Genomic DNA, 24,091 nt, shown 5'->3' on the forward strand with positions numbered 1-24,091 from the left:
CACGCAGAGGTGTTGCGGGTCCGCACACTGGCATGTTGCGCGCTCGCACGCAAGGGGGAATCAAGGACTCCGCGGCCCTTATCTCCACAGATTTTGCCCAAACGGTATGGGTATGCGGGGTAATTCCTTGCGCGCAAGCGCGATAGTCTGGTCACCGCTTCGGAGGGAGGCGAGTGCCCCATGACCACGGGCGAACTCGACAGCTTCGCGACCTGGATCGAGGAACTGATCCGTCGGCGCGGCTTCGACATCGACAGTCCACGCGGCGGCGGCAAGTCCCGCCTCGCCGACGAGGCCGGGGTCCACCGGGCCGCCATCACCCGCCTTCTCCAGCGGCAGAGCATGCCCGACCTGGAGACCACCCGGCGGCTCGCCCAGGTGCTCCAGGTCCCGGTGCGCGACATGCTCATCCGCTCCGGGCGCCTGACCGAGGAGGACCTGCCGCTGCCGTCCGCCCCGGCGGGGTCGCCCCCGGCCGGAGGCCGTCCCCTCACCCTGGAAGAGGCCGCTGTGGCCCTGGGCGTACCGGCGGACCAGCGCGAGATGTTCGTCCGGGTCGCGGGTCAGTTCCTCCCCGATCCGGTGGCGGCCGCCACCGTCGCCGCCGGGCGCCGGGCGCCGCTCGCGTCCGACTGACGCCCGCGCTCCGCCGCCCGCCCCCGTCGGGCGGGGCCGACGGGGCGGGGCCGGCGGTCCTGACGGCCCGGGAAGCCCGCCTCCGCTTCCGGCCCGTAAGATGTCGTGGCCTGTCCCCCCGCCCCTGCAGGCCCAAGAACAGTCAGCGCGGACGTACCCCGCCAGGTGTGCGCCGGGCGGAGCGATCGCGCGATCGCGGTGAACGCGTTTGGTGCCCTGCCCGGTCCGGAGCGTCTCGCGCGGACGGCAAGGAGGGGCACATGGCCGAGCGGGAAGACCGCTCCCGGTCCGCGGCTCAGGACCCCGCCCCGCCCCCGGAACCCGGGACGGCCGGTGTCGCCCCGCCCGGAGGCCCGGCGCCGGAGACGTACGCGGCCCTCCTGGCCGAACTCGGCGGGCTCCTCGACGCCCATGAACCGCACGAGGTCGTGGTCCTGCTGCGGGCGGAGCTGGAGCGGCGCGAGCTGCGCGCGTACTCCCACGGCTGGCGCGACGCCGCCGACCACTTCGAGCCCGCCGTCGAGGCGGCGAGGGCCGCGAGCCTGCGCACCTTACGGCTGGTGGGCGGCGCGCCGGGGCGGGCGGCGGTGATCCCCTTCCGGTCGGAGGGCCGGGCGGGCGAACCGCCTGGCGCCCGCGGGGGCGGCCTCCCCCGGGACGGCGAGCGCGAGCGCCGCGGCGACGCCGTGCGGGACGGCGGCCGGAGCGATGCCGAGGAGCAGCCGCGCCGCGACCGGCCCCAGACCGACCGGCCCCAGAGCGACCGGCGTTCCGGCTCCGCACCCCGGCCGTCCCGCCCGCCGCGCGCCGGCGCCGGGCCCGAGCCCGCTCTCGTACCCAAGAGCCGCAACTCCCGGGTGCCGACGATCCCCACCCTCCCGGCGTCGCGGCTGCGGCTGCCGGCCAGGCCGCCGGCCGAGGGCGGGGGCTCCGTCCCGCCGGACGACGGAGCCCGCTGACGGCGTGGGCGGGCCCGGCCGCCGGTCACCCCGCCGGCCGGGGCGGCACCGGCCCGTGGGGGTGGACAGCATTTGTTTTGACCCAGCTCCGTGAGGTAGGTACGCTCAAGCCTTGTGCCTGGGGTGTGCCTGGGCTCGGGTGTGTGTCCTCAACCGCACCGCGAGTCCGTCATTGGCCACCGCAATCTGTGCCCTGCCGCCCCTCGGGCGGGAGTCCGCAGTATTCGACACACCCGACCGCGTGGGTCGGTGATGTTCCAGGTTAGTTTCACGAACGGCACACAGAAACCGGAGAAGTAGTGCCTACGATCCAGCAGCTGGTCCGGAAGGGCCGGCAGGACAAGGTCGAGAAGAACAAGACGCCCGCGCTCGAGGGTTCGCCCCAGCGGCGTGGCGTCTGCACGCGTGTGTTCACGACCACCCCGAAGAAGCCGAACTCGGCGCTCCGTAAGGTCGCGCGTGTGCGTCTGACCTCGGGCATCGAGGTCACGGCCTACATCCCGGGTGAGGGACACAACCTGCAGGAGCACTCCATCGTGCTCGTGCGTGGTGGCCGTGTGAAGGACCTGCCGGGTGTTCGTTACAAGATCATCCGCGGCTCCCTTGACACCCAGGGTGTCAAGAACCGCAAGCAGGCCCGCAGCCGCTACGGCGCCAAGAAGGAGAAGTAAGAATGCCTCGTAAGGGCCCCGCCCCGAAGCGCCCGGTCATCATCGACCCGGTCTACAGCTCTCCTCTTGTCACCTCGCTGATCAACAAGATCCTCCTCGACGGCAAGCGTTCCACCGCCGAGCGGATCGTGTACGGCGCCATGGAAGGCCTCCGCGAGAAGACCGGCAACGACCCGGTCATCACGCTGAAGCGCGCGCTTGAGAACGTCAAGCCCTCGCTCGAGGTCAAGTCCCGCCGTGTCGGTGGCGCCACCTACCAGGTGCCGATCGAGGTCAAGCCCGGCCGCGCCTCCACCCTCGCCCTGCGCTGGCTCGTCGGTTACTCCCGCGCCCGCCGCGAGAAGACCATGACCGAGCGCCTCATGAACGAACTGCTCGACGCCTCCAACGGCCTCGGCGCTTCGGTCAAGAAGCGTGAGGACACCCACAAGATGGCCGAGTCCAACAAGGCCTTCGCGCACTACCGCTGGTAGTCGCTACCCCCATCGAGACCGAGAGAAGATTGAGCCTCATGGCCACCACTTCGCTTGACCTGGCCAAGGTCCGCAACATTGGGATCATGGCCCACATCGACGCGGGGAAGACGACCACCACTGAGCGGATCCTCTTCTACACCGGTGTGAGCTACAAGATCGGTGAAGTCCACGACGGCGCTGCCACGATGGACTGGATGGAGCAGGAGCAGGAGCGCGGCATCACGATCACGTCCGCCGCGACGACCTGCCACTGGCCGCTCAACGATGTTGACCACACCATCAACATCATCGACACCCCGGGTCACGTCGACTTCACCGTCGAGGTGGAGCGTTCGCTCCGCGTCCTCGACGGCGCCGTCACCGTGTTCGACGGTGTGGCCGGCGTCGAGCCGCAGTCCGAGACCGTCTGGCGTCAGGCGGACCGCTACGGCGTGCCGCGTATCTGCTTCGTCAACAAGCTCGACCGCACCGGTGCGGACTTCTTCCGTTGCGTCGACATGATCGTGGAGCGCCTCGGCGCGACCCCGATCGTCATGCAGCTCCCCATCGGCGCCGAGGCGGACTTCACCGGCGTCGTCGACCTCGTGTCGATGAAGGCCTTCGTGTACCCCGAAGAGGCCGCCAAGGGCGAGATGTACAACACCGTCGAGATCCCGGACGACCTCAAGGAGTCCGCCGCCGAGTGGCGCGGGAAGCTCCTGGAGGCCGTGGCCGAGAACGACGACGCCATGATGGAGCTGTACCTGGAGGGCACCGAGCCCACCCAGGAGCAGCTGCACGAGGCGATCCGCCGCATCACCCTGGCGTCGAAGGGCAGTGCCGACTCCGTCACCGTCACCCCGGTGTTCTGTGGCACCGCGTTCAAGAACAAGGGCGTCCAGCCCCTGCTCGACGCGGTCGTGCGCTACCTGCCTTCCCCCCTGGACGTCGAGGCCATCGAGGGCCACGACGTGAAGGACCCGGAGAAGGTCATCGCGCGCAAGCCCTCGGACGACGAGCCGTTCTCCGGCCTGGCGTTCAAGATCGCGAGCGACCCGCACCTCGGCAAGCTCACCTTCGTCCGGATCTACTCCGGTCGCCTGGAGGCCGGCACCGCGGTGCTGAACTCCGTCAAGGGCAAGAAGGAGCGCATCGGCAAGATCTACCGCATGCACGCGAACAAGCGTGAGGAGATCGCATCGGTGGGCGCCGGCGACATCATCGCCGTCATGGGTCTCAAGCAGACCACCACCGGTGAGACGCTCTGCGACGACAAGAACCCGGTCATCCTGGAGTCCATGGACTTCCCGGCGCCGGTCATTCAGGTCGCCATCGAGCCGAAGTCCAAGGGCGACCAGGAGAAGCTGGGTGTCGCCATCCAGCGCCTCTCGGAGGAGGACCCCTCCTTCCAGGTGCACTCCGACGAGGAGACCGGCCAGACCATCATCGGTGGTATGGGCGAGCTTCACCTCGAGGTGCTCGTCGACCGCATGAAGCGCGAGTTCCGCGTCGAGGCGAACGTCGGCAAGCCCCAGGTCGCGTACCGCGAGACGATCCGCAAGGCCGTCGAGCGCATCGACTTCACGCACAAGAAGCAGACTGGTGGTACCGGCCAGTTCGCGAAGGTGCAGATCGCCCTTGAGCCCATCGAGGGTGGCGACGCCTCCTACGAGTTCGTCAACAAGGTCACCGGTGGCCGCATCCCCCGTGAGTACATTCCCTCGGTGGACGCGGGTGCTCAGGAAGCCATGCAGTTCGGCATCCTGGCCGGTTACGAGATGGTCGGCGTCCGCGTCACCCTTCTCGACGGTGGTTACCACGAGGTCGACTCCTCGGAGCTCGCCTTCAAGATCGCCGGTTCGCAGGCGTTCAAGGAGGGTGCCCGCAAGGCCTCTCCCGTGCTCCTCGAGCCGATGATGGCCGTCGAGGTCACCACGCCCGAGGACTACATGGGCGATGTCATCGGCGACCTCAACTCCCGCCGTGGCCAGATCCAGGCCATGGAGGAGCGCAGCGGCGCTCGCGTCGTGAAGGGCCTCGTGCCCCTCTCGGAGATGTTCGGCTACGTCGGAGACCTCCGCAGCAAGACCTCGGGTCGCGCAAGCTACTCGATGCAGTTCGACTCCTACGCCGAGGTTCCGCGGAACGTCGCCGAGGAGATCATCGCGAAGGCCAAGGGCGAGTAACTCTCCCGAGCTCACGCTTTAGGCTTGTCACCGGAGCCGGGCGGGCATTCCGCACAGCGCGTCAGCACTGTGCGGAATGCCCCCGGCGCCGGCACCCCAGCAAAGATCACCTGGCGCCGATGAAGCAAGGCGTACAGAACCACTCAGGAGGACCCCAGTGGCGAAGGCAAAGTTCGAGCGGACTAAGCCGCACGTCAACATCGGCACCATCGGTCACATCGACCACGGTAAGACGACCCTCACGGCCGCCATTACCAAGGTGCTGCACGACGCGTACCCGGAGCTGAACGAGGCCTCGGCCTTCGACCAGATCGACAAGGCTCCCGAAGAGCGCCAGCGCGGTATCACCATCTCCATCGCGCACGTCGAGTACCAGACGGAGTCGCGTCACTACGCGCACGTCGACTGCCCCGGTCACGCGGACTACATCAAGAACATGATCACGGGTGCCGCGCAGATGGACGGCGCCATCCTCGTGGTCGCCGCCACCGACGGCCCGATGCCGCAGACCAAGGAGCACGTCCTCCTGGCCCGCCAGGTCGGCGTCCCCTACATCGTCGTCGCCCTGAACAAGGCCGACATGGTGGACGACGAGGAGATCCTGGAGCTCGTCGAGCTCGAGGTCCGTGAGCTCCTCTCCGAGTACGAGTTCCCGGGCGACGACCTTCCGGTCGTCAAGGTCTCGGCGCTCAAGGCGCTCGAGGGCGACAAGGAGTGGGGCCAGACCGTCCTCGACCTGATGAAGGCCGTCGACGAGTCCATCCCGCAGCCCGAGCGTGACGTCGAGAAGCCGTTCCTCATGCCGATCGAGGACGTCTTCACGATCACCGGTCGCGGTACGGTCGTCACCGGCCGCATCGAGCGTGGTGTCCTGAAGGTCAACGAGACCGTCGACATCGTCGGTATCAAGACCGAGAAGACCACCACCACGGTCACCGGCATCGAGATGTTCCGCAAGCTGCTCGACGAGGGCCAGGCCGGTGAGAACGTCGGTCTGCTCCTCCGTGGCATCAAGCGCGAGGACGTCGAGCGCGGCCAGGTCATCATCAAGCCCGGCTCGGTCACGCCGCACACCGAGTTCCAGGCGCAGTCCTACATCCTGTCGAAGGACGAGGGTGGCCGTCACACCCCGTTCTTCAACAACTACCGCCCGCAGTTCTACTTCCGTACCACGGACGTGACGGGCGTTGTGACCCTTCCCGAGGGCACCGAGATGGTCATGCCGGGTGACAACACCCTCATGGACGTCGCGCTGATCCAGCCGGTCGCCATGGAAGAGGGCCTGAAGTTCGCCATCCGTGAGGGTGGCCGGACCGTGGGCGCCGGCCAGGTCACCAAGATCATCAAGTAGTTTCTGCTTGGTCCTTGGACCTGGTGGCTCACTGAGTCGCACAGAAGGGCCCCGCACCTCCTCGGAGGTGCGGGGCCCTTCGCCGTGTGCCGCCGTCTGCCACCCTGCGCGGAACCGCCGGGCCCGCGGGGCCGCGCCCCGGGCCACTCGTGGGCTACGCGTGGGGCGCGTACGTCACGGACGTGGCGCTCGGCACGGTCGCTGTCAGCGTGAACACCCCGTCCTCGGACGCGGTGGTGAACGCGCCGCCCAGCGCGAGGACCCGGCCGGCCAGCCCCGCCAGCCCTGTGCCGTGCCGCCCCGGGGCGACGGCGGCTGTCCCGGCCCCGGCGGCCCCGTCGTTGCGGACGGTGAGCGAGATCGCCCCGCCCTCCGCCCGCAGGGCGATCTCGCAGGAGGAGGCCCGGCTGTGCTGGAGCACATTGCCCACCGCCTCGCGCAGCACGAAGCGCAGACAGCCCACGACCGCCGGATCGGGCTCGGCCCACGGCGGCAGCACGGTCCGCACCTCCACTCCGGAGGCGGCCAGGACCCGCTGGGCGTGGGCGAGCTCGTCGGAGAGGGAGGGGTTACCGCCGTCCGGTCGGCTGATCGACCGCACGTCGTCGTGGAGCCGCCGGGCCAGGGCGATGATCTCGGTCAGCGCACCGCGTTCGCGTCCGGGCGACGAGGAGTCCGGCGTACCGCCGCGCAGCGCCACCTCGCCCTGGAGCACGATCGCCGTCAGTGACGAGCCGACCAGATCATGCAGGTCCCGCCGCATCCGGGCCCGCTCCCGCTGCTCCGCCAGATGCGCGGTGTGCTCCCTGCTGGCGCCCAGCCGGGCCGTGAGGAGTGCCAGATGGGCGACCGCGAAGACGGTGCTGGCGGTGATCGCCGTACTGAGCAGGATGCTGAACGGGCTGCGGTCGGTGGTGATGAGACCGCTCGTGGAGAGCACCGGGCCGCTGAGGCCCACCGCCAGGGCGATCGGCACGGAAGCGTTCGGCGGCAGGGTCAGCAGGACGGCCCCGGCGAGAAAGCCCAGCAGGCTCAGCCACCGGTGGTGGAAGAGCAGCAGCGGCAGGTAGGTCAGCGCCGCCTGGACCAGCAGCAGCCCCCACCGCCGGCGGTAGGGCAGCCGGTACGGCGGCGGGGCGTACTGGCCCAGCATCACCGCGGGCATCAGCACCAGCACCGTCAGGCCGGCGACCACCGTACGTCGGCCGAGCGGCGAGGACGCCACCTCCAGGGCGACGAGCGCGAGTGACCCGACCACCAGGACCGCCAGTGCGCCGACGGCCACTCCGAAACCCTGCGGCGCCCCCGCGCCCACGCGTGCGCGCCGGCTCATCCGCCCCCGTGGTCCTCTCTCCCCGTCACCATCCGTGTACGGGCCATTGTCCCGCACCGGGGAGTACGGGAGGCCGACGGCCCCATGCCGCCGAGAGGGAGGGCAAGTGAACTCCCGCGCCTACGTGAAATCTTCACTTCTCCCGCCCCGGCCCGCTTGCTTGGATCACCTCTGTTCATGTCCGACAACAGAGAGTGGCCAACCGTGCCCGAGCAGATATCGTCCGATCAACCCTGGGAAGGTTCGTCGCTGGCGCTGCAGCGCCGAAGACGGCTTCTTCCCCGGATCGCCCTCGGCGCGGCCATGGTGCTCGCGGTCGAGATGGCGCTGGTCACCCAGAGTGGGCAGGCTGTGGCCCATACGCTGCGGGCGCCGGAAGCGCCGGCCGCAGCGGAGCCCGTCGCCGAGGGGCCGCGGGAGGCGGCGGACCTTCTGTCCGCCAAGGTCGCGGCCAAGCTGTACGGCAAGCGCGTGGAGGCTCTCTCCGAACGCACCGAGACCTCCACGACCTGGGTGAACAAGAACGGTTCGCTCACCACGGAGCTGGCCGCAGGCCCGGTCCGCTTCGAGGAGGAGGACGGCTCCTGGTCCGACGTCGACGTCGAGCTCCGGGAGACGGCGACCGGTGTCGAGGCCAAGGCGCATCCGACCGGGCTGAGCCTGGCGGGCAGGGGCGGCGCGCTGCCGCGCTCCGCGCGGGAGGCGGCCCAGGCCCCCGCCCGTGACCTGGTGACCCTCGGCGAGGGCGACGAGCGGATCACCCTCCAGTGGAAGGGCGGCCTGCCCGCCCCGGAGCTGGACGGCACCCGTGCCACCTACCCCGAGGCCCTGCCCGGCGCCGACGTGATCGTCGAGGCGACCCGTACCGGCTTCGAGCAGTACGTCGAGATCAAGAAGCGCCCGTCCGCCGGATACACGTACACCCTGCCGCTCAAGGCCAAGGGCCTGACGGCGAAGGAGCAGCCCGACGGCAGCGTGCTGTTCACCGACCGGAAGGAAAAGAAGCGGGCGCTGATGCCCGCGCCGGTGATGTGGGACTCCACCGTCGACAAGGTCTCCGGCGAGCACACCCGCCGGGTACCGGTGGCGATGAAGGTGGTGAAGAGGAAGGGCGCCGTCGATCTGGTCGTCACTCCGGACGCCGGCTTCCTCGCCGACCCCGAGACCCGGTACCCGGTCACGGTCGACCCCTCGACCTCCTCGCTGTCGAACGTCTTCGACGCCTATGTCCAGCAGGGCGAGACCCGCGACTGGTCGACCGACGTCGAACTGGACTTCGGCAACCCCGGCACGACGAACGCGAACGGCACGCCCCGCACCGCCCAGTCCTTCATCACCTGGAACACCGCGCCCATCTCCGACGCGCTGGTCACCAGCGCCCGGCTGAGCCTGTGGAACTTCCACTCGGCCAACACCACCTGCGCGGCCCAGCCCTGGCAGGTCTGGTCCTCGCCGGCCGCGACGACGGCCAGCCGGTGGACCAACCGGCCGACGATGACCGCGATGAGGGCGGAGTCCACCGAGACCCGCGGCAACGCCGACTGCACCACGCAGCCCGATGGCTGGATCAACGCCGACATCACGACGCTGGCCCAGGAATGGGCCTCGGCGAAGACGAGCCGCGGGCACCTGGGCATCCGGGCCAAGAGCGAGACCACCGTCGCCCAGTGGAAGCGCGTCAACTCCGCCAACGCCGCGAAGAACCCGCCCAAGCTCACGGTGACCTACAACTACCGGCCCCGCACCGGCACCAAGCAGGAGGCCGGCCCGCCGTTCTTCTCCTACGGCGGCGCGTACGTGGTCAACACGCTGACGCCGGTCCTGCGCGACACCTTCGTCGACGCCGACGGCGACAAGGTCAACGGCACCTTCCAGATCTTCGACAACGCCACCGGCGCCGAGGTCGGCAAGCCCATCGTGTCGAAGTCCGTCCCCTCGGGGCAGGTCGCGTCGGTGACCGTCCCGGCGGGCCTGCTCGCCGAGGGCAGGACGTACAAGTTCCGTACGAGCCCCTACGACGGGGCGCACTACAACACCGGCTGGTCCGCGTGGAAGACCTTCACGGTCGACTCGAAGGCGCCTTCGGCCCCCACGGGGATCACGTCCACGGACTACCCGGCCGGCCAGTGGGTCAAGGGCGCGGGCAAGGCGGGCGTCTTCACGGTGACGCCGCCCGCCGGGACCGACCACCACTGGCTCGAATGGTCGCTGGACGGAGTGACCTGGACCAAGACCGCCACCGGCGGCGCGACCGGGCCCAAGGCCATCAGCGTCGCCCCGCCGAAGGACGGCACCCACACCCTCCAGGTCCGCGCGGTCGACAAGGCGGACAACAAGTCCGAGGCCGCCGAGTACACCTTCCACGCCGGGCCCGGCGGCTTCGTCCAGCCGTCCGAGGGGGAGCGGACCGCCCGCCGGCTGCCCCTGGTCGCCGAGGCCGACGGGGCCGCGTACAACGCCGTCGCGTTCTCCTGGCGCCGCTCCGAGGCCGACCCCTGGGTGCGCGTCCCGGCCGCCCACGTCACATCCGGCGGTACGCCGCTCTCCGCCTGGCCCGTGCCGCTGACGGATGGCAGGAACGCCCCGCTCGTGTGGAACACGACCTCCACGGTCGATCCGGACGGCGCCATCCAGATCAAGGCCGACTTCACCGGTCCCGGCTCCGCCGCCGGTGCCACCGAACCCCTCGGGGTGGTCGTCGACCGCGCCGCCGAGGGCGCGGCCACCGAAGAGGTCGGACCCGGCGCGCTGAACCTGCTCACCGGCGACTACACGCTGTCCGCCACGGACGCCTCCGTCTTCGACCTGGCGGTCACCCGCACCGCGTCCTCCCGGACCCCCCGCAAGGGCGGCGACCAGGAGGGACAGGCGCCGATCTTCGGCAAGGAGTGGGTCGCGGGCACCACCGCGGAGATGACGGAGACCGACTACACCCATCTGCGCCGGGTCTCCGACACCGCGGTCGCCGTGATGATGGACGACGGAGAGGCGGTCCACTTCACCGCGAACGCCGCCAGGAACGGCTGGATCCCGGAGGCCGGGTCGGAGGACCTGACGCTCCGGGGCAGTGTGAGCTCCTCCTTCACGCTCTCCGACACGGAAGGCACCGTCACCGAGTTCACCAAGCCGGACGCCGCGGCGGAGACGTGGCAGGCCTCCAGCACACTGCTCGACGGACTGGCCAACTCCACGACCACCACGGTCTCCGAGACCGTGACCGTGGACGGCAAGAAGCTCGCGCGCCCCAAGCGCGTCATCGCACCCACCTCCGCGGCCACCGCCGCCGCCTGCGCCACCGCCACCCCGGCCAAGGGCTGCCGGGTCCTGGAGTTCGTGTACGCCACCGCCACCACCGCGACCGGAACCGGCCTCGGCGACTACACCGGGCAGGTCAAGGAGCTCCGGCTCTGGTCCACCCAGCCGGGTGCTGCCGCGGCCACCTCCAAGGCGATCGCCACCTACCGGTACGACGCGGACGGCCAGCTCCGCCAGCAGTGGAACCCCAACCTGGCCCAGAGCACGCAGACCCAGTACACCTACGACTCCGCGGGCCGCGTCACCGGGCTGCGGCAGCAGTCCGAGCTTCCGTGGACCTTCACGTACGGCAAGGCCGGCGGGTCCGACGCCGCCGGTGAGGGGATGCTGCTGAAGACGTCGCGGGCCGGCCTCAAGCGGGGGACCACGGACGTCGAGGAGGGCACGGCGACCACCAGCGTGGTCTACGACGTGCCGCTGACCGGCACGGCCGCACCGTACGCGATGGGGGCGGCGGACGTCCGGGCCTGGGGGCAGACCGACGCGCCCACGGACGCCACCGCGGTCTTCCCCGCCGACTCGGTGCCCGCCACCCACTCCGGCGGGTCGCTCGGCGCCGCCGACTACCGGCGGGCCCAGCTGCACTACCTGGGCGTCTCCGGCCGTGAGACCAACACCGCGGCGCCCGGCGGCCACATCAGCACGACCGAGCACGACCGCTTCGGCTCCACCGTCCGCGAGCTGACCGCGGCCAACCGCGCGGTCGCCCTCGGCCTGAGCGCCGCCGACCGTGCCGCCCAGGCCGACCTGGGCATCGGCCGGCTCACCTCCGCGGAGCGCGCCGACCTGCTCGCCACGCGGAGCGTCTACAACGCCGACGGCACCCGGGAGCTGGAGGAGTTCGGCCCGCTGCGGCGGATCGACCTCACCGCCGACCTGAAGTCGGGCTCCAGCACGCTGGTCCCGTCCGGCACCTCGGTCCTCGCCAGGTCCTGGAAGACCACGGCGTACGACGAGGGACGCCCGACCGACGGCACGGCGAAGGTGAAGGACCAGGCCGGCACGGTCACCCTGGGCGCCCAGGTCCGCGAACACCCCACCGTCCTCGCGGAGCCCCGCGTCTCGCGTACGGTCCACGACTGGACCAAGGGCCTGCCCACCAGCACCGTCCAGGACCCCGGCGGGCTCGCCCTGACCACCGCCAAGGTCTACGACGGCCAGGGCCGGGAGACGAAGACCGTTCCCCCGAACTCCACCGGATCCGACGCCGCCACCAGCGTCACCACCTACTGGTCGGCGTCCGGCACCGGCGCCTGCGCCGGCCGCCCGGAGTGGGCCGACCTCGTCTGCTCCACCGGGCCCGCCGGAGCCGTCACCGGTGGCGGGACCAACCCCACGGCGCTGCCGGTCACCACCACCGAGTACGACTGGTGGGGCAACCCGGCCAAGGTCGTGGAGACGGCCAACGGGGTCACCCGGACGACCACCACCACCCGTGACGCGGCCGGCCGTACGGAGCGGGTGACCGTCACCGGCGGCGTCGGCGAGGCCGTCCCGGAGACCACGACGGAGTACGACCCGGTGACGGGCCGCGCCCTGCGGACGGTCTCCCCGACCGGCGGCACCATCGTCCGGGAGTTCGACAAGCTCGGCCGGCAGATCGCGTACACGGACGCGGACGGCGGCAGGACGGTCACCGAGTTCGACCTGCTCGACCGTCCCGTCAAGAGCACGGACAGCGTCCCCTCGACGGTCACCTACACCTACGACCACGCCGCCGAGCCGCGCGGGCTGGCCACCGCCACCACCGACTCCGTCGCCGGCACCTTCCGGGCGACCTACGACGCGGACGAGTCCGTGGCCGCCGAGAAGCTGCCCGGCGGTTACACCCTCACCACCCTGGAGGACACCACGGGGGCGACCGTCGACCGCACCTACACCCGGGACAGCGACGGCACGATCGTCTACTCCGACACCGTGACCGAGTCCGCCCACGGCCAGGTCACCAGCCACACCGGCTGGTCGGACCAGACCTATCGCTACGACGCCACGGGCCGGCTGACCACGGTGCTGGACACCGCGGACACGGTCTGCACCCGGCGTGCCTACACCTTCGACGTCCGCTCCAACCGCACCGCGCTCACCACGGCGAGCGGGGCGCCCGGCGCGGACTGCCCCACCACGGGAGGCAGCACCACCGGCCACACCTACGACACCGCGGACCGCCTGGTCGACAGCGGCTACACCTACGACGCGTTCGCCCGGACCACGGCCACCCCGGCCCACGGCGCCCTGCGCTACTACGCCAACGACCTGGTCCACCAGCAGACGGCGGCCGGTCAGCGCCAGACCTGGCTGCTCGACGCGGGGCTGCGTCCGCGCTCCTGGCGGACCGAGACCGGCAGCGGCTCCACCTGGACCCAGACGGCCTCGAAGCGCAACCACTACGACAGTGACGGCGACAACCCCCGCTGGATCGTCGAGGACACCGCCCAAGGAGCGGTGACCCGCAACGTCGACTCCGCCTCCGGGGACCTCGCGGCCACCACTGCCAAGACCGGCGGGACCGTCCTCCACCTCACCTCCGTCCACGGGGGAGTGGCCCTGCAACTGCCCCTGGACGCCGGGCAGGCGCCGGTCGCGCTGGAGAGCGACGAGTACGGCAACCCGCGCACCGGACAGGCGCCGGCCCGCTACGGCTGGCTGGGCGGCAAGCAGCGCTCCAGCGAGACGCCGACCGGGCTCACGCTCATGGGTGTGCGCCTGTACGACTCCGGGACCGGCCGGTTCCTCCAGACCGACCCCGTCACCGGTGGCAGCGCGAACCGGTACGAGTACGCGTACGGAGACCCGGTCAACAAGTACGACCTCGACGGGCGATGGGTGCCCCTGGTCGTCGCCGCCGTCCGGGTCGGGTGGGCCTGCTACCGCCACTGCGGAAAGGCCTACCGCGCCGCGAAGACCGGATACCGGGCCTACAAGGCGTACAAGAAGAAGAAGAAGTACGTGAAGGCCGTCTTCCAGCACCGGGCGCGCGGGGCATCCTGGAACAACAACAGGTTCTTCGGAGAGCGCAGCAGGCTCTTCGGGGACGTCCACCGCGGACGCCAGGGAATCTTCAACCGGAAGAACTACGGGGTCGGCTGGAGCGCCGTCGGGTTCAAGAAGATGCTCGGCGTCAAGAAGGCCCGCACGGTCTTCCGCGTGAAGTTCGGCAAGAAACGGCACTGGGACTGGAGAGTGGGGAGGTTCCTGTAGTGACGCTCCACCATGGACACAAGCCCCTTCCGGTGGCCCTGGCCGAGGAGGCCCTGACCTCCTGCGGCGCGCGGCCCGCCGCGTTCGAGGAGCGCGAGGTCGAGCACGGCAGCTGGTTCGCGGACTGGGACGGGACGCTCGCCGGGTCCGATGTGTACATCGGCCTCATGGGAGGGGCGCCGAAAGCGGAAGCGGTGCGGATCCTCCTGGACGACTGGACCTTCGAGCAGGTGGCGGCCGGCGATGTCGGCTCGCTCCTCACGCGGGTCTTCTCCGGGCAGGCGCGGCTCAGCAGGCAGAAGTTCCTCTTCTTCTCCTCCTCCCACCTGCTGGAGGTCCGGGTGGGCTCGTCCACCTACTCAGCGGGGCGGGACGCCAGGCCGGACGGTGAGCTGGCTCCCTGGGAGAGGGCCTTGACCGCCGCCTGACCTGCGGTGTGCTGCGGATCGCGCGCCCGGATCGGCAGCACACCGCCGGACGCCCGCGCACGGGTGCACCGGGATCCGAACCGCCCGGACAGCACGGGTGGCCTGCGACAATCGGGCCTGTGATCAAGGTGCTGGTGGTCGACGACCATGACGTGGTGAGGTCAGGACTGACGGTGCTCCTGACGGCCGAACTGGGCATCGAGGTGGTCGGCCAGGCCGCGGACGGTCCGGCCGCGTACGCCGAGGCGGAGCGACTGGGCCCGGACGTCGTGCTGCTCGACATCGATCTGCCCGGGGAGGACGGGATCACGGTCGCCGCCGGGCTCGTGGAACGGCTGCCCGCCTGCCAGGTGCTGATGCTCACCGCGCTCGACCGCCCGGGGCATCTGCGCCGGGCCCTGGCCGCCGGGGCCGCCGGGTATCTGCTCAAGAGCACCACCCCGGCGCGCACCGCCGACGCCATCCGGCGGATCGCCGCGGGCGGCCGGGTCATCGACCCCCGGATGCGCGGGGAGGAGTGGGCCGGCCCCGGCCCGCTCACCGACAAGGAGGCCGAGGCCCTCCGGCTTGCCGCCGGCGGGGCGCACTCCCGGGAGATCGCGGCCGACCTGTTCCTCAGCGTGGGGACCGTCCGTAACCGGCTCTCGTCGGCGGTCGGGAAGCTCCACGCCCGTACCCTCGTCGACGCCGTGCGGATAGCGAGGGAGCAGGGATGGGTGTAGGGCCCCGGTACCTCAGGGCGGAGAGGTACGGGGGCCCTACGGCTTCACGGGGACGGCGGGCCGGTCAGGTGGCCCGCCGTCCCGGGCGGTGGGGCCGGTCAGACGCCCGCGACCGACTGGATCCAGGACCGGTACGCGGTGACGTTCGTGTACGCGGTCGTGGTCTGCCGGTCGCTGGTGGAGGCGACGCCGACCTGGATGCCGTTCGCCGTCATCGGACCGCCGGAGTCGCCGCCGGCGGTGATGCCGTTGCCCCGGCGGGCGCAGATCGCTGAGCCGCCGTACGCGTCACCGCAGCCGCCGGTGACCGTCACGTTGGCCACCTTCAGGTAGCGGGACTGGCAGTTGGCCTCGGAGCCGCACTGGGAGGTGGCGCCCCAGCCCCAGACCTGCACGCCCTGCCCGACGCGGACCGAGCCCGGCTGGCCGAGGCGGGAGTAGGTGGCCTGCACCGAGCGGTCCAGCCGGACGAGCGCCAGGTCCGAGCTGTGGGTGTACGTCTGGACGCCGTTGGCCACCGTGCCGCCGCTGTGCTGGTCCAGGCTGCCGATACGGAACGACAGACCGCCACCGGTGACGCAGTGCTTCGCGGTGAGAATCCAGGTCGGCGCGATGATCGTCGCCGAACAGGTCTCTCTGCCGTTCGAGAAGAGGCGGGCCGCCCAGGGCGCGTTCTGCGCGTAGCCGCCGCCGATGATCTGGGTGGTCGGGGGCGGGGCGTCCTGGAGCGGGGCCTCGGGGGCGGCCGAGGCGGACGGTGCGAAGAGGGCGAGGACGCAGGCCGCTGCGGCGGCGGCAGCGGGCACGAGCCTGGATATACGCATGATTCCTCGTTTCGCGCGACACGCTGGGGTGTGCGTGTCCGTGGGGGATGATGGGCAACAGGGTGCCGGAGCGCGACGAGGCCGGGTACTAACGTTTGGTCATAACGCGGCGTTATGGGGCGGCAGTTGGGCCGAACGCGTCCGCGCCGGACGCCGGACGCCGAGCGCCGGACGCGGAGGGGCCCGGTACGCATGGCGCGTACCGGGCCCCTCCTTCACGTGCCTACAGGTCAGTGACCTGCGGTCTTCTTCTTGCGCAGGATGAACACGGCCGCGCCGCCCGCGGCCACGAGGGCCACCGCGATGCCGGCGATCACCGGAGTGGCGCTGGAACCGCCGGTCGCCGCGAGGTCACCGCCGCCGGTCGTGTCGCCGGACGTGCCGCCGGTCGTGGTGTCGCCGGTCGTGCCACCGGTCGTGCCGCCGTCCTCGCTGGGGCTCGGGCTGGTGGACGGGGTCTCCCCGCCACCGCTCGTGCCCGGGGCGGGCGTGCCCTGGGTCTCGCAGTCCAGGACGCCCTGGAAACGCTCCGAGAAGCCGTTGGGGCCGGTCACGGTGATGTCGTAGGCCTCGTCCTCGCCGACCGGGACGGTCACGGTCTTGGACTCGCCCGCACCGACCGTGTGCTCGGCTCCGGCCAGCTTGAAGGTGAAGGGGGAGTCGCCCTCGTTGGACGCCGTGACGTCGACGCCGTTCTTGTCGCAGTTCTTCTCCGCGGTGACCGCGGGGATGGCGCCCTTCGTGGCCCAGTTCGCGGTCGCGTCCGCGGTGATCGTGGACTCGGTGGAGCCGGCCAGGATCTGGGTCTGGCTCTTGCTCGGGCTCGCGAACGCGCGGCCGACCGGAACCTGCGTGGTCGCCTTGGTCGTGAGCGAGGCCGTGCCGTCGGCGGCGCCCGCGGGCACGTCGAAGTACAGCTCGGTGCCGTTGACGGCGGAGGTGACGGGCTTGCCGTCCTTGTCGGTCACCTTGACGCCGGCCGCCGCGGCGGTGGCGTTGGCGGCGACGGACACCTGGCCGGCGTCGGTGTGCACGGTCACCGGGCCGAGCTTGCTGCCCGACTTGCCGGACACCACGTTCGGGTCCAGCGTCAGGGAGGTCTTCGGCTCCTGGAGGTTCTGAGCCTGGGCCTCCAGCCAGTCCGCGAGCTTCTCGGCCTGCTCGTTCTTCGCCTCGACCTTCGCGCCGTCCGAGATGCGCCAGATGGCGACCTGCGTGCCGGCGGCAGCCGTCTTGGCCGACAGCTCTCCGGCGCCCGCCTTCTGGGCGAGCGCCGCGAGGTCACCGGCCTGCGGGTAGGAGTTCTTGAGGATCCAGAGGATCTTCCCGGCGTCCTTGTTGGTGCCGAGCGACGTCTGGCCCCAGGGGGTTTCGAGGTACTTGGCCTTGTTCTGGGTCGGGTTGTGGATGTCGATGCAGTACGTCTGCAGCTGGCCGCCGCCGTCGACGGTCATCTCGAACAGCCCCGCGGAGATGTTCTTCGACTTGCCGTTGCCCAGGTCGATGCGGGCCGAGTCGAACGTCTTCAATCCGTTCAGGGTGGCGGTGGCGCCTCCCTGGTGATGGGTGTCGTCCCCGTCGGCCGCTGCGCTGCCGGCCCCGGCCACGGAGCCCAGGGTCAGCAGACCGACCGTGGCGGCCACCGCGGCTATCCGGCGACCGGTGTTTCTCCGCCCGGGCGCGGCTGAGGATGAAAAGGCTGAAAACACAGAAGTCCCCTCCGGCGCGGCTCGTCCTCAAGGGCGCGACAAACGCGCGCGCCACACGAGGTATGTGGTGGGAGAGCCGCGAAATCAGTCTCAAGTGCCCTGCGAGCACGGGCAGATCCTATGAAGCGGAAGGTGTCCGTTGTTCCTCGTGGACATCATTTGAGTGTTCCGAATCGGAATCGTTACTGACGCCGACGCCGTGGTGCCGCGGGAAGCGGCGGCCGACGGCGGGCCCCTGGGTTTCCCGCGCCAGGCCGTGTCCGTGGAACAGCGCTGCTCCCGAAGGGAGTTGAGTTCGCGGTGCGCCCGAGGAAGGGCGAAGCGGCGCACCCGGCCCGCCCCGGCGCGAAGTGGAATCCCCGCTGACCTCGTCTCCGGCCCTCTTCGGGCACGTACCGGGAGAGGCATGGCCCCCGAGCCGTCCGCCACCGCCGGGCCGCCCCTGCCCGCGACCGGGGGAACGCGCCGGCCCCCGTTCCGTCCCCACGCGTACGGCCTCGCCACCCCGCGTGCACGCGCCCTCACGCACGCGTACCGCGCACGGAGCGCGCCCCGCGGCCCCGCCGGATCCGCGCCCGCGTTTGAGCACTCGCTCGCTCGGGGTAGGATTCCCGACTCGATTGGCCAGGCCCGCGCCCCGTATGGCACACTGACCAGGTTGCTCGGTTGAGTGTCAATGCTGCGCGCCTCCCGCCGGGAGGACCGGAAGCGAGTCCCACAGTACTCGTCGGCCCCCAGGGCCGGACGTACGGGAATCTTTCGGGAAGCAACGCAGGGCGCCGGCCAGGCACCCGGTGGGTGTTCCGCCCCCGGTTCCGCGGTCCCAGGGCCCGCACCCCCTTGGTTGGGATTTCCTTCGGGAGATTTTCGTAGAGGGGATGCGACACGCCCGACCGCGTGGGTCGGAGGGGGAGTCCAGAGAACCCCCGGGTTCCAGAGCGTTACGAGAGACAGGACTACTAGTAGCCATGGCGGGACAGAAGATCCGCATCCGGCTCAAGGCCTACGACCACGAGGTCATCGACTCCTCGGCGAAGAAGATCGTCGAGACGGTGACCCGCACTGGTGCGTCGGTCGCGGGCCCGGTGCCGCTGCCCACTGAGAAGAACGTGTACTGCGTCATCAAGTCGCCGCACAAGTACAAGGACTCTCGCGAGCACTTCGAGATGCGCACCCACAAGCGCCTCATCGACATCCTCGACCCCACGCCGAAGACGGTTGACTCGCTGATGCGCCTCGACCTCCCGGCGGGCGTCGACATCGAGATCAAGCTCTGAGGGGACGGGCCGAGATGAGCAAGAACATCAAGGGCGTCCTGGGCGAGAAGCTCGGCATGACCCAGGTCTGGGACGAGAACAACCGGGTCGTCCCGGTGACCGTCGTCAAGGCCGGTCCGTGCGTCGTGACGCAGGTCCGTACGAACGACAGCGACGGCTACGAAGCGGTGCAGATCGCCTTCGGCGAGATCGACCCGCGCAAGGTGAACAAGCCCCTCAAGGGTCACTTCGCCAAGGCCGACGTCACCCCGCGCCGCCACCTGGTCGAGCTCCGCACCCCTGACGCCAGCGAGTACACGCTGGGCCAGGAGGTCACCGCCGAGGTGTTCGAGTCCGGCGTCAAGGTCGACGTCACGGGCAAGAGCAAGGGCAAGGGCTTCGCCGGTGTCATGAAGCGTCACAACTTCAAGGGCCTCGGCGCCGGGCACGGCACCCAGCGCAAGCACCGTTCCCCCGGTTCCATCGGTGGCTGCGCCACCCCTGGGCGTGTCTTCAAGGGCATGCGCATGGCGGGCCGCATGGGTAACGAGCGCGTCACCACCCAGAACCTGACCATCCACGCGGTTGACGCGGAGAAGGGTCTGCTCCTCATCAAGGGCGCGGTCCCCGGTCCGAACGGCGGCCTCGTCCTGGTCCGTACCGCGGCCAAGGGGGCTTGAGGTAATGAGCACCATTGACATCCTTTCGCCGGCAGGCGACAAGGCCGGTACCGTCGACCTCCCCGCGGAGATCTTCGACGCGAAGACCAGCGTTCCGCTGATCCACCAGGTCGTTGTCGCTCAGCTGGCGGCTGCCCGTCAGGGCACGCACAAGACCAAGCGCCGCGGTGAAGTCCGCGGTGGTGGCAAGAAGCCTTACCGCCAGAAGGGCACCGGCCGCGCCCGTCAGGGTTCGACCCGCGCCCCGCAGTTCGCCGGCGGTGGCGTCGTCCACGGCCCGCAGCCGCGTGACTACTCGCAGCGGACCCCGAAGAAGATGAAGGCCGCCGCCCTGCGCGGTGCCCTCTCGGACCGGGCCCGTCACTCCCGTATCCACGTCGTCACCGGCGTGGTCGAGGGTGCCGCCTCCACGAAGGCCGCCAAGACGCTGCTCGGCAAGATCTCGGAGCGCCAGAACCTGCTCCTGGTCGTCGACCGCGCCGACGAGGCCGCGTGGCTGTCCGCGCGCAACCTGCCCCAGGTGCACATCCTGGAGCCGGGCCAGCTCAACACGTACGACGTGATCGTCTCTGACGACGTGGTCTTCACCCAGGCCGCCTTCGAGTCCTTCGTGTCTGGCCCCCAGACCGCTGAGACCGAAGGGAGCGACGCCTGATGAGCGAGGCGACCGTAACCAGCAAGACGTACTCGGACCCGCGTGACGTTCTCGTCAAGCCCGTGGTCTCCGAGAAGAGCTACGCGCTGCTCGACGAGAACAAGTACACGTTCATCGTCGCGCCCGGCTCCAACAAGACCCAGATCAAGCAGGCCGTGGAAGCGGTCTTCTCGGTCAAGGTCACCGGGGTCAACACGATCAACCGGCAGGGTAAGCGCAAGCGCACCAAGACCGGCTTCGGCAAGCGCGCCGACACGAAGCGCGCCATCGTGACCCTCGCCGAGGGCGACCGTATCGACATCTTCGGCGGCCCGACCTCTTAAGTGAGGTCGAGTCGTCCGGAATCGGACGAGGACTGAGAAATGGGTATCCGCAAGTACAAGCCGACGACCCCGGGCCGTCGTGGCTCCAGCGTCGCCGACTTTGTCGAGATCACGCGGTCCACGCCGGAGAAGTCGCTGGTCCGCCCCCTGCACAGCAAGGGCGGCCGTAACAACGCCGGTCGTGTGACCGTTCGCCACCAGGGTGGTGGCCACAAGCGCGCCTACCGCGTGATCGACTTCCGTCGTCACGACAAGGACGGCGTGCCGGCCAAGGTCGCGCACATCGAGTACGACCCGAACCGCACCGCGCGCATCGCGCTGCTGCACTACGCGGACGGCGAGAAGCGTTACATCGTCGCTCCCCGTGGCCTGTCGCAGGGTGACCGTGTCGAGAACGGTCCGGGCGCCGACATCAAGCCCGGCAACAACCTGGCGCTGCGCAACATCCCGGTCGGTACGACCATCCACGCCATCGAGCTGCGGCCCGGCGGCGGCGCGAAGTTCGCCCGTTCCGCGGGTGCCTCCGTGCAGCTGCTGGCGAAGGAGGGCACCATGGCCCACCTTCGTATGCCGTCGGGTGAGATCCGCCTGGTCGACGCGCGCTGCCGCGCGACGATCGGTGAGGTCGGCAACGCCGAGCAGTCGAACATCAACTGGGGCAAGGCCGGCCGCATGCGCTGGAAGGGCGTTCGCCCGACCGTCCGCGGTGTCGCGATGAACCCGGTTGACCACCCGCACGGTGGTGGTGAAGGCAAGACCTCCGGTGGTCGTCACCCGGTCTCGCCGTGGGGTCAGAAGGAGGGTCGTACTCGTTCTCCCAAGAAGGCGAGCAACAAGTACATCGTCCGCCGCCGCAAGACGAACAAGAAGCGCTAGGAGCGGGTTTAGATGCCGCGCAGTCTCAAGAAGGGGCCCTTCGTCGACGGCCACCTCATCAAGAAGGTGGACGTACAGAACGAGGCAGGCACCAAGAACGTCATCAAGACCTGGTCCCGTCGCTCGATGATCGTCCCGGCCATGCTGGGTCACACCATCGCGGTGCACAACGGCAAGATCCACGTCCCGGTGTTCGTCACCGAGTCGATGGTCGGCCACAAGCTCGGCGAGTTCTCGCCGACTCGCACCTTCCGCGGCCACGTCAAGGACGACCGGAAGTCGAAGCGCCGCTAGCGCGGGGTGGAAACGACTATGACTTACACCGAAGGGACAACCATGGAAGCCAGGGCCCAGGCGCGGTACATCCGCGTCACGCCCATGAAGGCCCGCCGAGTGGTGGACCTCATCCGTGGCATGGATGCCACGGAGGCTCAGGCGGTCCTGCGTTTCGCCCCGCAGGCCGCGAGCGTGCCGGTTGGCAAGGTGCTGGACAGCGCCATCGCCAACGCTGCACACAACTACGACCACACCGACGCCTCTTCGCTGGTCATCAGCGAGGCGTACGTGGACGAGGGCCCGACCCTGAAGCGGTTCCGTCCGCGTGCTCAGGGCCGTGCCTACCGGATCCGTAAGCGGACCAGCCACATCACCGTGGTCGTCAGCAGCAAGGAAGGAACCCGGTAATGGGCCAGAAGGTAAACCCGCACGGGTTCCGGCTCGGCATCACCACGGACTTCAAGTCCCGCTGGTACGCCGACAAGCTGTACAAGGACTACGTCAAGGAAGACGTCGCCATTCGTCGCATGATGACGAAGGGCATGGAGCGGGCCGGCATCTCGAAGGTCGAGATCGAGCGCACCCGCGACCGCGTCCGCGTTGACATCCACACCGCCCGCCCGGGCATCGTCATCGGTCGCCGCGGCGCCGAGGCCGATCGCATCCGCGGCGAGCTGGAGAAGCTGACCGGCAAGCAGGTCCAGCTGAACATCCTCGAGGTCAAGAACCCCGAGGTGGACGCTCAGCTGGTGGCCCAGGCCGTCGCCGAGCAGCTCTCCTCCCGCGTCTCCTTCCGTCGTGCCATGCGCAAGAGCATGCAGAGCTCGATGAAGGCCGGCGCCAAGGGCATCAAGATCCAGTGCGGCGGTCGCCTCGGCGGCGCCGAGATGTCCCGCTCGGAGTTCTACCGCGAGGGCCGTGTGCCCCTGCACACCCTCCGCGCGAACGTGGACTACGGCTTCTTCGAGGCCAAGACGACCTTCGGCCGCATCGGCGTGAAGGTCTGGATCTACAAGGGCGACGTCAAGAACATCGCCGAGGTTCGCGCCGAGAACGCCGCGGCCCGTGCCGGCAACCGTCCGGCTCGTGGCGGCACCGACCGCCCGGCCGGCCGTGGTGGCGGCCGTGGTGGCGAGCGTGGCGGTCGCGGTCGTAAGCCGCAGCAGTCGCCGGCAGCCGAGGCCCCCAAGGCCGACGCCCCCGCCGCCGCTGCTCCGGCGGCTGAGAGCACCGGAACGGAGGCCTGACCGAAATGCTGATCCCCCGTAGGGTCAAGCACCGCAAGCAGCACCACCCGAAGCGCAGCGGTATGTCCAAGGGTGGCACGCAGGTTGCGTTCGGCGAGTACGGCATCCAGGCGCTGACCCCGGCGTACGTGACGAACCGTCAGATCGAGTCCGCTCGTATCGCGATGACCCGTCACATCAAGCGTGGCGGCAAGGTCTGGATCAACATCTACCCGGACCGCCCCCTCACGAAGAAGCCCGCCGAGACCCGCATGGGTTCCGGTAAGGGTTCTCCCGAGTGGTGGATCGCGAACGTCAAGCCGGGTCGGGTGATGTTCGAGCTGTCCTACCCGAACGAGAAGATTGCTCGTGAGGCGCTCACCCGCGCTGCTCACAAGCTTCCGATGAAGTGCCGGATCGTTCGGCGCGAGGCAGGTGAGTCGTGATGTCGGCCGGTACCAAGGCGTCCGAGCTGCGCGAGCTGGGCGACGAGGAGCTCCTCAACAAGCTCCGCGAAGCCAAGGAAGAGCTGTTCAACCTCCGCTTCCAGGCGGCGACGGGTCAGCTCGAGAACCACGGCCGGCTCAAGTCCGTCCGTAAGGACATCGCCCGGATCTACACCCTGATGCGTGAGCGCGAGCTGGGCATCGAGACGGTGGAGAGCGCCTGATGAGCGAGAAGACTGTGACTGAGACGAACACCGACCGCGGTTTCCGCAAGACCCGTGAGGGTCTGGTCGTCAGCGACAAGATGGACAAGACCGTCGTCGTCGCTGTCGAGGACCGCGTGAAGCACGCGCTGTACGGCAAGGTCATCCGCCGTACGAACAAGCTCAAGGCCCACGACGAGCAGAACAGTGCCGGCGTCGGCGACCGCGTCATCATCATGGAGACGCGTCCGCTGTCCGCCTCGAAGCGCTGGCGCATCGTCGAGATCCTCGAGAAGGCCAAGTAATTCCTGAGGGATTCTCCCCTCGGGTCAGTTCCGCCAGGCTCGGTGGGGTGCCTCCCCG

23 protein-coding genes are annotated in these 24,091 nt (G+C 69.9%); 20 read left to right on the forward strand and 3 right to left on the reverse strand.

Features of this window, described 5'->3' with window-relative positions; genetic code table 11:
• Positions 1 to 180: 180 nt before the first annotated feature.
• The 6 genes from PSQ21_RS21370 (at position 181) to tuf (ending at position 6,258) form a co-directional block, all read left to right on the forward strand.
• Positions 181 to 636 (forward strand): helix-turn-helix domain-containing protein, encoded by a 456-nt coding sequence (locus PSQ21_RS21370; protein WP_274032218.1) that lies wholly within the window; start codon positions 181 to 183, stop codon positions 634 to 636.
• 260 nt (positions 637 to 896) lie between these two features.
• Positions 897 to 1,595 carry a hypothetical protein gene (locus PSQ21_RS21375; RefSeq protein ID WP_274032219.1) on the forward strand — a complete coding sequence of 233 codons (699 nt, stop codon included), beginning with the start codon at positions 897 to 899 and terminating at the stop codon, positions 1,593 to 1,595.
• 299 nt (positions 1,596 to 1,894) lie between these two features.
• Positions 1,895 to 2,266, forward strand: a complete 372-nt coding sequence (gene rpsL / locus PSQ21_RS21380; RefSeq protein WP_003948652.1) for a 30S ribosomal protein S12 — start codon at positions 1,895 to 1,897, stop codon at positions 2,264 to 2,266.
• 2 nt (positions 2,267 to 2,268) lie between these two features.
• Positions 2,269 to 2,739, forward strand: coding sequence for a 30S ribosomal protein S7 (gene rpsG, locus PSQ21_RS21385; protein WP_003966970.1), 471 nt, complete (start codon positions 2,269 to 2,271; stop codon positions 2,737 to 2,739).
• 38 nt (positions 2,740 to 2,777) lie between these two features.
• Positions 2,778 to 4,907 (forward strand): elongation factor G, encoded by a 2,130-nt coding sequence (gene fusA, locus PSQ21_RS21390; RefSeq protein WP_274032220.1) that lies wholly within the window; start codon positions 2,778 to 2,780, stop codon positions 4,905 to 4,907.
• Between the two features lie 157 nt (positions 4,908 to 5,064).
• On the forward strand, positions 5,065 to 6,258 hold the full coding sequence (tuf, locus tag PSQ21_RS21395) for an elongation factor Tu (RefSeq protein WP_274032221.1): 1,194 nt from the start codon (positions 5,065 to 5,067) through the stop codon (positions 6,256 to 6,258).
• Positions 6,259 to 6,412: 154 nt separating this feature from the next.
• Here the strand turns inward: tuf and PSQ21_RS21400 are convergent, their stop codons facing one another.
• On the reverse strand, positions 6,413 to 7,591 hold the full coding sequence (locus tag PSQ21_RS21400) for a sensor histidine kinase (RefSeq protein ID WP_274032222.1): 1,179 nt from the start codon (positions 7,589 to 7,591) through the stop codon (positions 6,413 to 6,415).
• 321 nt (positions 7,592 to 7,912) lie between these two features.
• Here PSQ21_RS21400 and PSQ21_RS21405 point away from each other — a divergent pair, with 321 nt between their 5' ends.
• The 3 genes from PSQ21_RS21405 to PSQ21_RS21415 all read left to right on the forward strand — a co-directional run bounded on the left by PSQ21_RS21405 (position 7,913) and on the right by PSQ21_RS21415 (position 15,254).
• The gene (locus tag PSQ21_RS21405) at positions 7,913 to 14,104 is read left to right on the forward strand and encodes a DNRLRE domain-containing protein (protein WP_443334426.1); all 6,192 of its coding nucleotides are present in this window, start codon (positions 7,913 to 7,915) and stop codon (positions 14,102 to 14,104) included.
• Positions 14,104 to 14,532 (forward strand): hypothetical protein, encoded by a 429-nt coding sequence (locus PSQ21_RS21410; protein ID WP_274032223.1) that lies wholly within the window; start codon positions 14,104 to 14,106, stop codon positions 14,530 to 14,532. The genes PSQ21_RS21405 and PSQ21_RS21410 overlap by 1 nt, the downstream gene beginning before the upstream one ends.
• 119 nt (positions 14,533 to 14,651) lie before the next feature.
• The gene (locus PSQ21_RS21415) at positions 14,652 to 15,254 is read left to right on the forward strand and encodes a response regulator transcription factor (protein WP_274032224.1); all 603 of its coding nucleotides are present in this window, start codon (positions 14,652 to 14,654) and stop codon (positions 15,252 to 15,254) included.
• 98 nt (positions 15,255 to 15,352) lie between these two features.
• On the opposite strand, the gene PSQ21_RS21420 is transcribed toward PSQ21_RS21415, so the two are convergent.
• Both PSQ21_RS21420 and PSQ21_RS21425 read right to left on the reverse strand, forming a co-directional pair.
• Positions 15,353 to 16,078 (reverse strand): S1 family peptidase, encoded by a 726-nt coding sequence (locus PSQ21_RS21420; RefSeq protein ID WP_274032225.1) that lies wholly within the window; start codon positions 16,076 to 16,078, stop codon positions 15,353 to 15,355.
• A 230-nt stretch (positions 16,079 to 16,308) separates the two neighbouring features.
• Positions 16,309 to 17,721, reverse strand: a complete 1,413-nt coding sequence (locus PSQ21_RS21425) for an LAETG motif-containing sortase-dependent surface protein (RefSeq protein ID WP_337961680.1) — start codon at positions 17,719 to 17,721, stop codon at positions 16,309 to 16,311.
• 1,034 nt (positions 17,722 to 18,755) lie between these two features.
• Here PSQ21_RS21425 and rpsJ point away from each other — a divergent pair.
• From rpsJ to rpsQ, 11 genes are read left to right on the forward strand one after another with little or no spacing between them, the layout of a single operon-like run.
• A complete protein-coding gene (rpsJ, locus tag PSQ21_RS21430; protein WP_003948644.1) occupies positions 18,756 to 19,064 on the forward strand; it encodes a 30S ribosomal protein S10 in 309 nt (102 codons plus the stop codon).
• Between the two features lie 14 nt (positions 19,065 to 19,078).
• Positions 19,079 to 19,723 (forward strand): 50S ribosomal protein L3, encoded by a 645-nt coding sequence (gene rplC / locus PSQ21_RS21435; protein WP_003966960.1) that lies wholly within the window; start codon positions 19,079 to 19,081, stop codon positions 19,721 to 19,723.
• A 4-nt stretch (positions 19,724 to 19,727) separates the two neighbouring features.
• The gene (gene rplD / locus PSQ21_RS21440) at positions 19,728 to 20,378 is read left to right on the forward strand and encodes a 50S ribosomal protein L4 (protein WP_003966959.1); all 651 of its coding nucleotides are present in this window, start codon (positions 19,728 to 19,730) and stop codon (positions 20,376 to 20,378) included.
• Positions 20,378 to 20,701, forward strand: coding sequence for a 50S ribosomal protein L23 (gene rplW / locus PSQ21_RS21445; RefSeq protein WP_014154589.1), 324 nt, complete (start codon positions 20,378 to 20,380; stop codon positions 20,699 to 20,701). The genes rplD and rplW overlap by 1 nt, the downstream gene beginning before the upstream one ends.
• Before the next feature lie 39 nt (positions 20,702 to 20,740).
• Positions 20,741 to 21,577, forward strand: a complete 837-nt coding sequence (rplB, locus tag PSQ21_RS21450; protein WP_018510594.1) for a 50S ribosomal protein L2 — start codon at positions 20,741 to 20,743, stop codon at positions 21,575 to 21,577.
• Positions 21,578 to 21,589: 12 nt separating this feature from the next.
• Entirely contained in the window at positions 21,590 to 21,871 is a 282-nt protein-coding gene (gene rpsS / locus PSQ21_RS21455) for a 30S ribosomal protein S19 (protein WP_003966956.1), read from the forward strand.
• Between the two features lie 42 nt (positions 21,872 to 21,913).
• The gene (gene rplV, locus PSQ21_RS21460; RefSeq protein WP_004571827.1) at positions 21,914 to 22,261 is read left to right on the forward strand and encodes a 50S ribosomal protein L22; all 348 of its coding nucleotides are present in this window, start codon (positions 21,914 to 21,916) and stop codon (positions 22,259 to 22,261) included.
• Positions 22,261 to 23,100: a 30S ribosomal protein S3 gene (rpsC, locus tag PSQ21_RS21465; protein WP_018510593.1), complete on the forward strand. Its 840-nt coding sequence runs from the start codon at positions 22,261 to 22,263 to the stop codon at positions 23,098 to 23,100. The genes rplV and rpsC overlap by 1 nt, the downstream gene beginning before the upstream one ends.
• A 5-nt stretch (positions 23,101 to 23,105) precedes the next feature.
• Entirely contained in the window at positions 23,106 to 23,525 is a 420-nt protein-coding gene (rplP, locus tag PSQ21_RS21470) for a 50S ribosomal protein L16 (protein ID WP_003966953.1), read from the forward strand.
• Positions 23,525 to 23,749 (forward strand): 50S ribosomal protein L29, encoded by a 225-nt coding sequence (rpmC, locus tag PSQ21_RS21475; RefSeq protein WP_003966952.1) that lies wholly within the window; start codon positions 23,525 to 23,527, stop codon positions 23,747 to 23,749. The genes rplP and rpmC overlap by 1 nt, the downstream gene beginning before the upstream one ends.
• The gene (gene rpsQ, locus PSQ21_RS21480) at positions 23,749 to 24,033 is read left to right on the forward strand and encodes a 30S ribosomal protein S17 (RefSeq protein ID WP_018960204.1); all 285 of its coding nucleotides are present in this window, start codon (positions 23,749 to 23,751) and stop codon (positions 24,031 to 24,033) included. The genes rpmC and rpsQ overlap by 1 nt, the downstream gene beginning before the upstream one ends.
• Positions 24,034 to 24,091 lie beyond the last annotated feature (58 nt).

The organism is Streptomyces sp. MMBL 11-1 (assembly GCF_028622875.1).
In the GTDB taxonomy this organism is placed as follows: domain Bacteria; phylum Actinomycetota; class Actinomycetes; order Streptomycetales; family Streptomycetaceae; genus Streptomyces.

Coding starts and splice junctions, on each gene's coding strand:
- PSQ21_RS21370 (WP_274032218.1), top strand. CDS start 181: ATGACCACGGGCGAACTCGACAGCTTCGCGACCTGGATCGAGGAACTG.
- PSQ21_RS21375 (WP_274032219.1), top strand. CDS start 897: ATGGCCGAGCGGGAAGACCGCTCCCGGTCCGCGGCTCAGGACCCCGCC.
- rpsG (WP_003966970.1), top strand. CDS start 2,269: ATGCCTCGTAAGGGCCCCGCCCCGAAGCGCCCGGTCATCATCGACCCG.
- fusA (WP_274032220.1), top strand. CDS start 2,778: ATGGCCACCACTTCGCTTGACCTGGCCAAGGTCCGCAACATTGGGATC.
- PSQ21_RS21400 (WP_274032222.1), bottom strand. CDS start 7,591: ATGAGCCGGCGCGCACGCGTGGGCGCGGGGGCGCCGCAGGGTTTCGGA.
- PSQ21_RS21405 (WP_443334426.1), top strand. CDS start 7,913: ATGGCGCTGGTCACCCAGAGTGGGCAGGCTGTGGCCCATACGCTGCGG.
- PSQ21_RS21420 (WP_274032225.1), bottom strand. CDS start 16,078: ATGCGTATATCCAGGCTCGTGCCCGCTGCCGCCGCCGCAGCGGCCTGC.
- rpsJ (WP_003948644.1), top strand. CDS start 18,756: ATGGCGGGACAGAAGATCCGCATCCGGCTCAAGGCCTACGACCACGAG.
- rplC (WP_003966960.1), top strand. CDS start 19,079: ATGAGCAAGAACATCAAGGGCGTCCTGGGCGAGAAGCTCGGCATGACC.
- rplD (WP_003966959.1), top strand. CDS start 19,728: ATGAGCACCATTGACATCCTTTCGCCGGCAGGCGACAAGGCCGGTACC.
- rplW (WP_014154589.1), top strand. CDS start 20,378: ATGAGCGAGGCGACCGTAACCAGCAAGACGTACTCGGACCCGCGTGAC.
- rplB (WP_018510594.1), top strand. CDS start 20,741: ATGGGTATCCGCAAGTACAAGCCGACGACCCCGGGCCGTCGTGGCTCC.
- rpsS (WP_003966956.1), top strand. CDS start 21,590: ATGCCGCGCAGTCTCAAGAAGGGGCCCTTCGTCGACGGCCACCTCATC.
- rplV (WP_004571827.1), top strand. CDS start 21,914: ATGGAAGCCAGGGCCCAGGCGCGGTACATCCGCGTCACGCCCATGAAG.
- rpsC (WP_018510593.1), top strand. CDS start 22,261: ATGGGCCAGAAGGTAAACCCGCACGGGTTCCGGCTCGGCATCACCACG.
- rplP (WP_003966953.1), top strand. CDS start 23,106: ATGCTGATCCCCCGTAGGGTCAAGCACCGCAAGCAGCACCACCCGAAG.
- rpmC (WP_003966952.1), top strand. CDS start 23,525: ATGTCGGCCGGTACCAAGGCGTCCGAGCTGCGCGAGCTGGGCGACGAG.
- rpsQ (WP_018960204.1), top strand. CDS start 23,749: ATGAGCGAGAAGACTGTGACTGAGACGAACACCGACCGCGGTTTCCGC.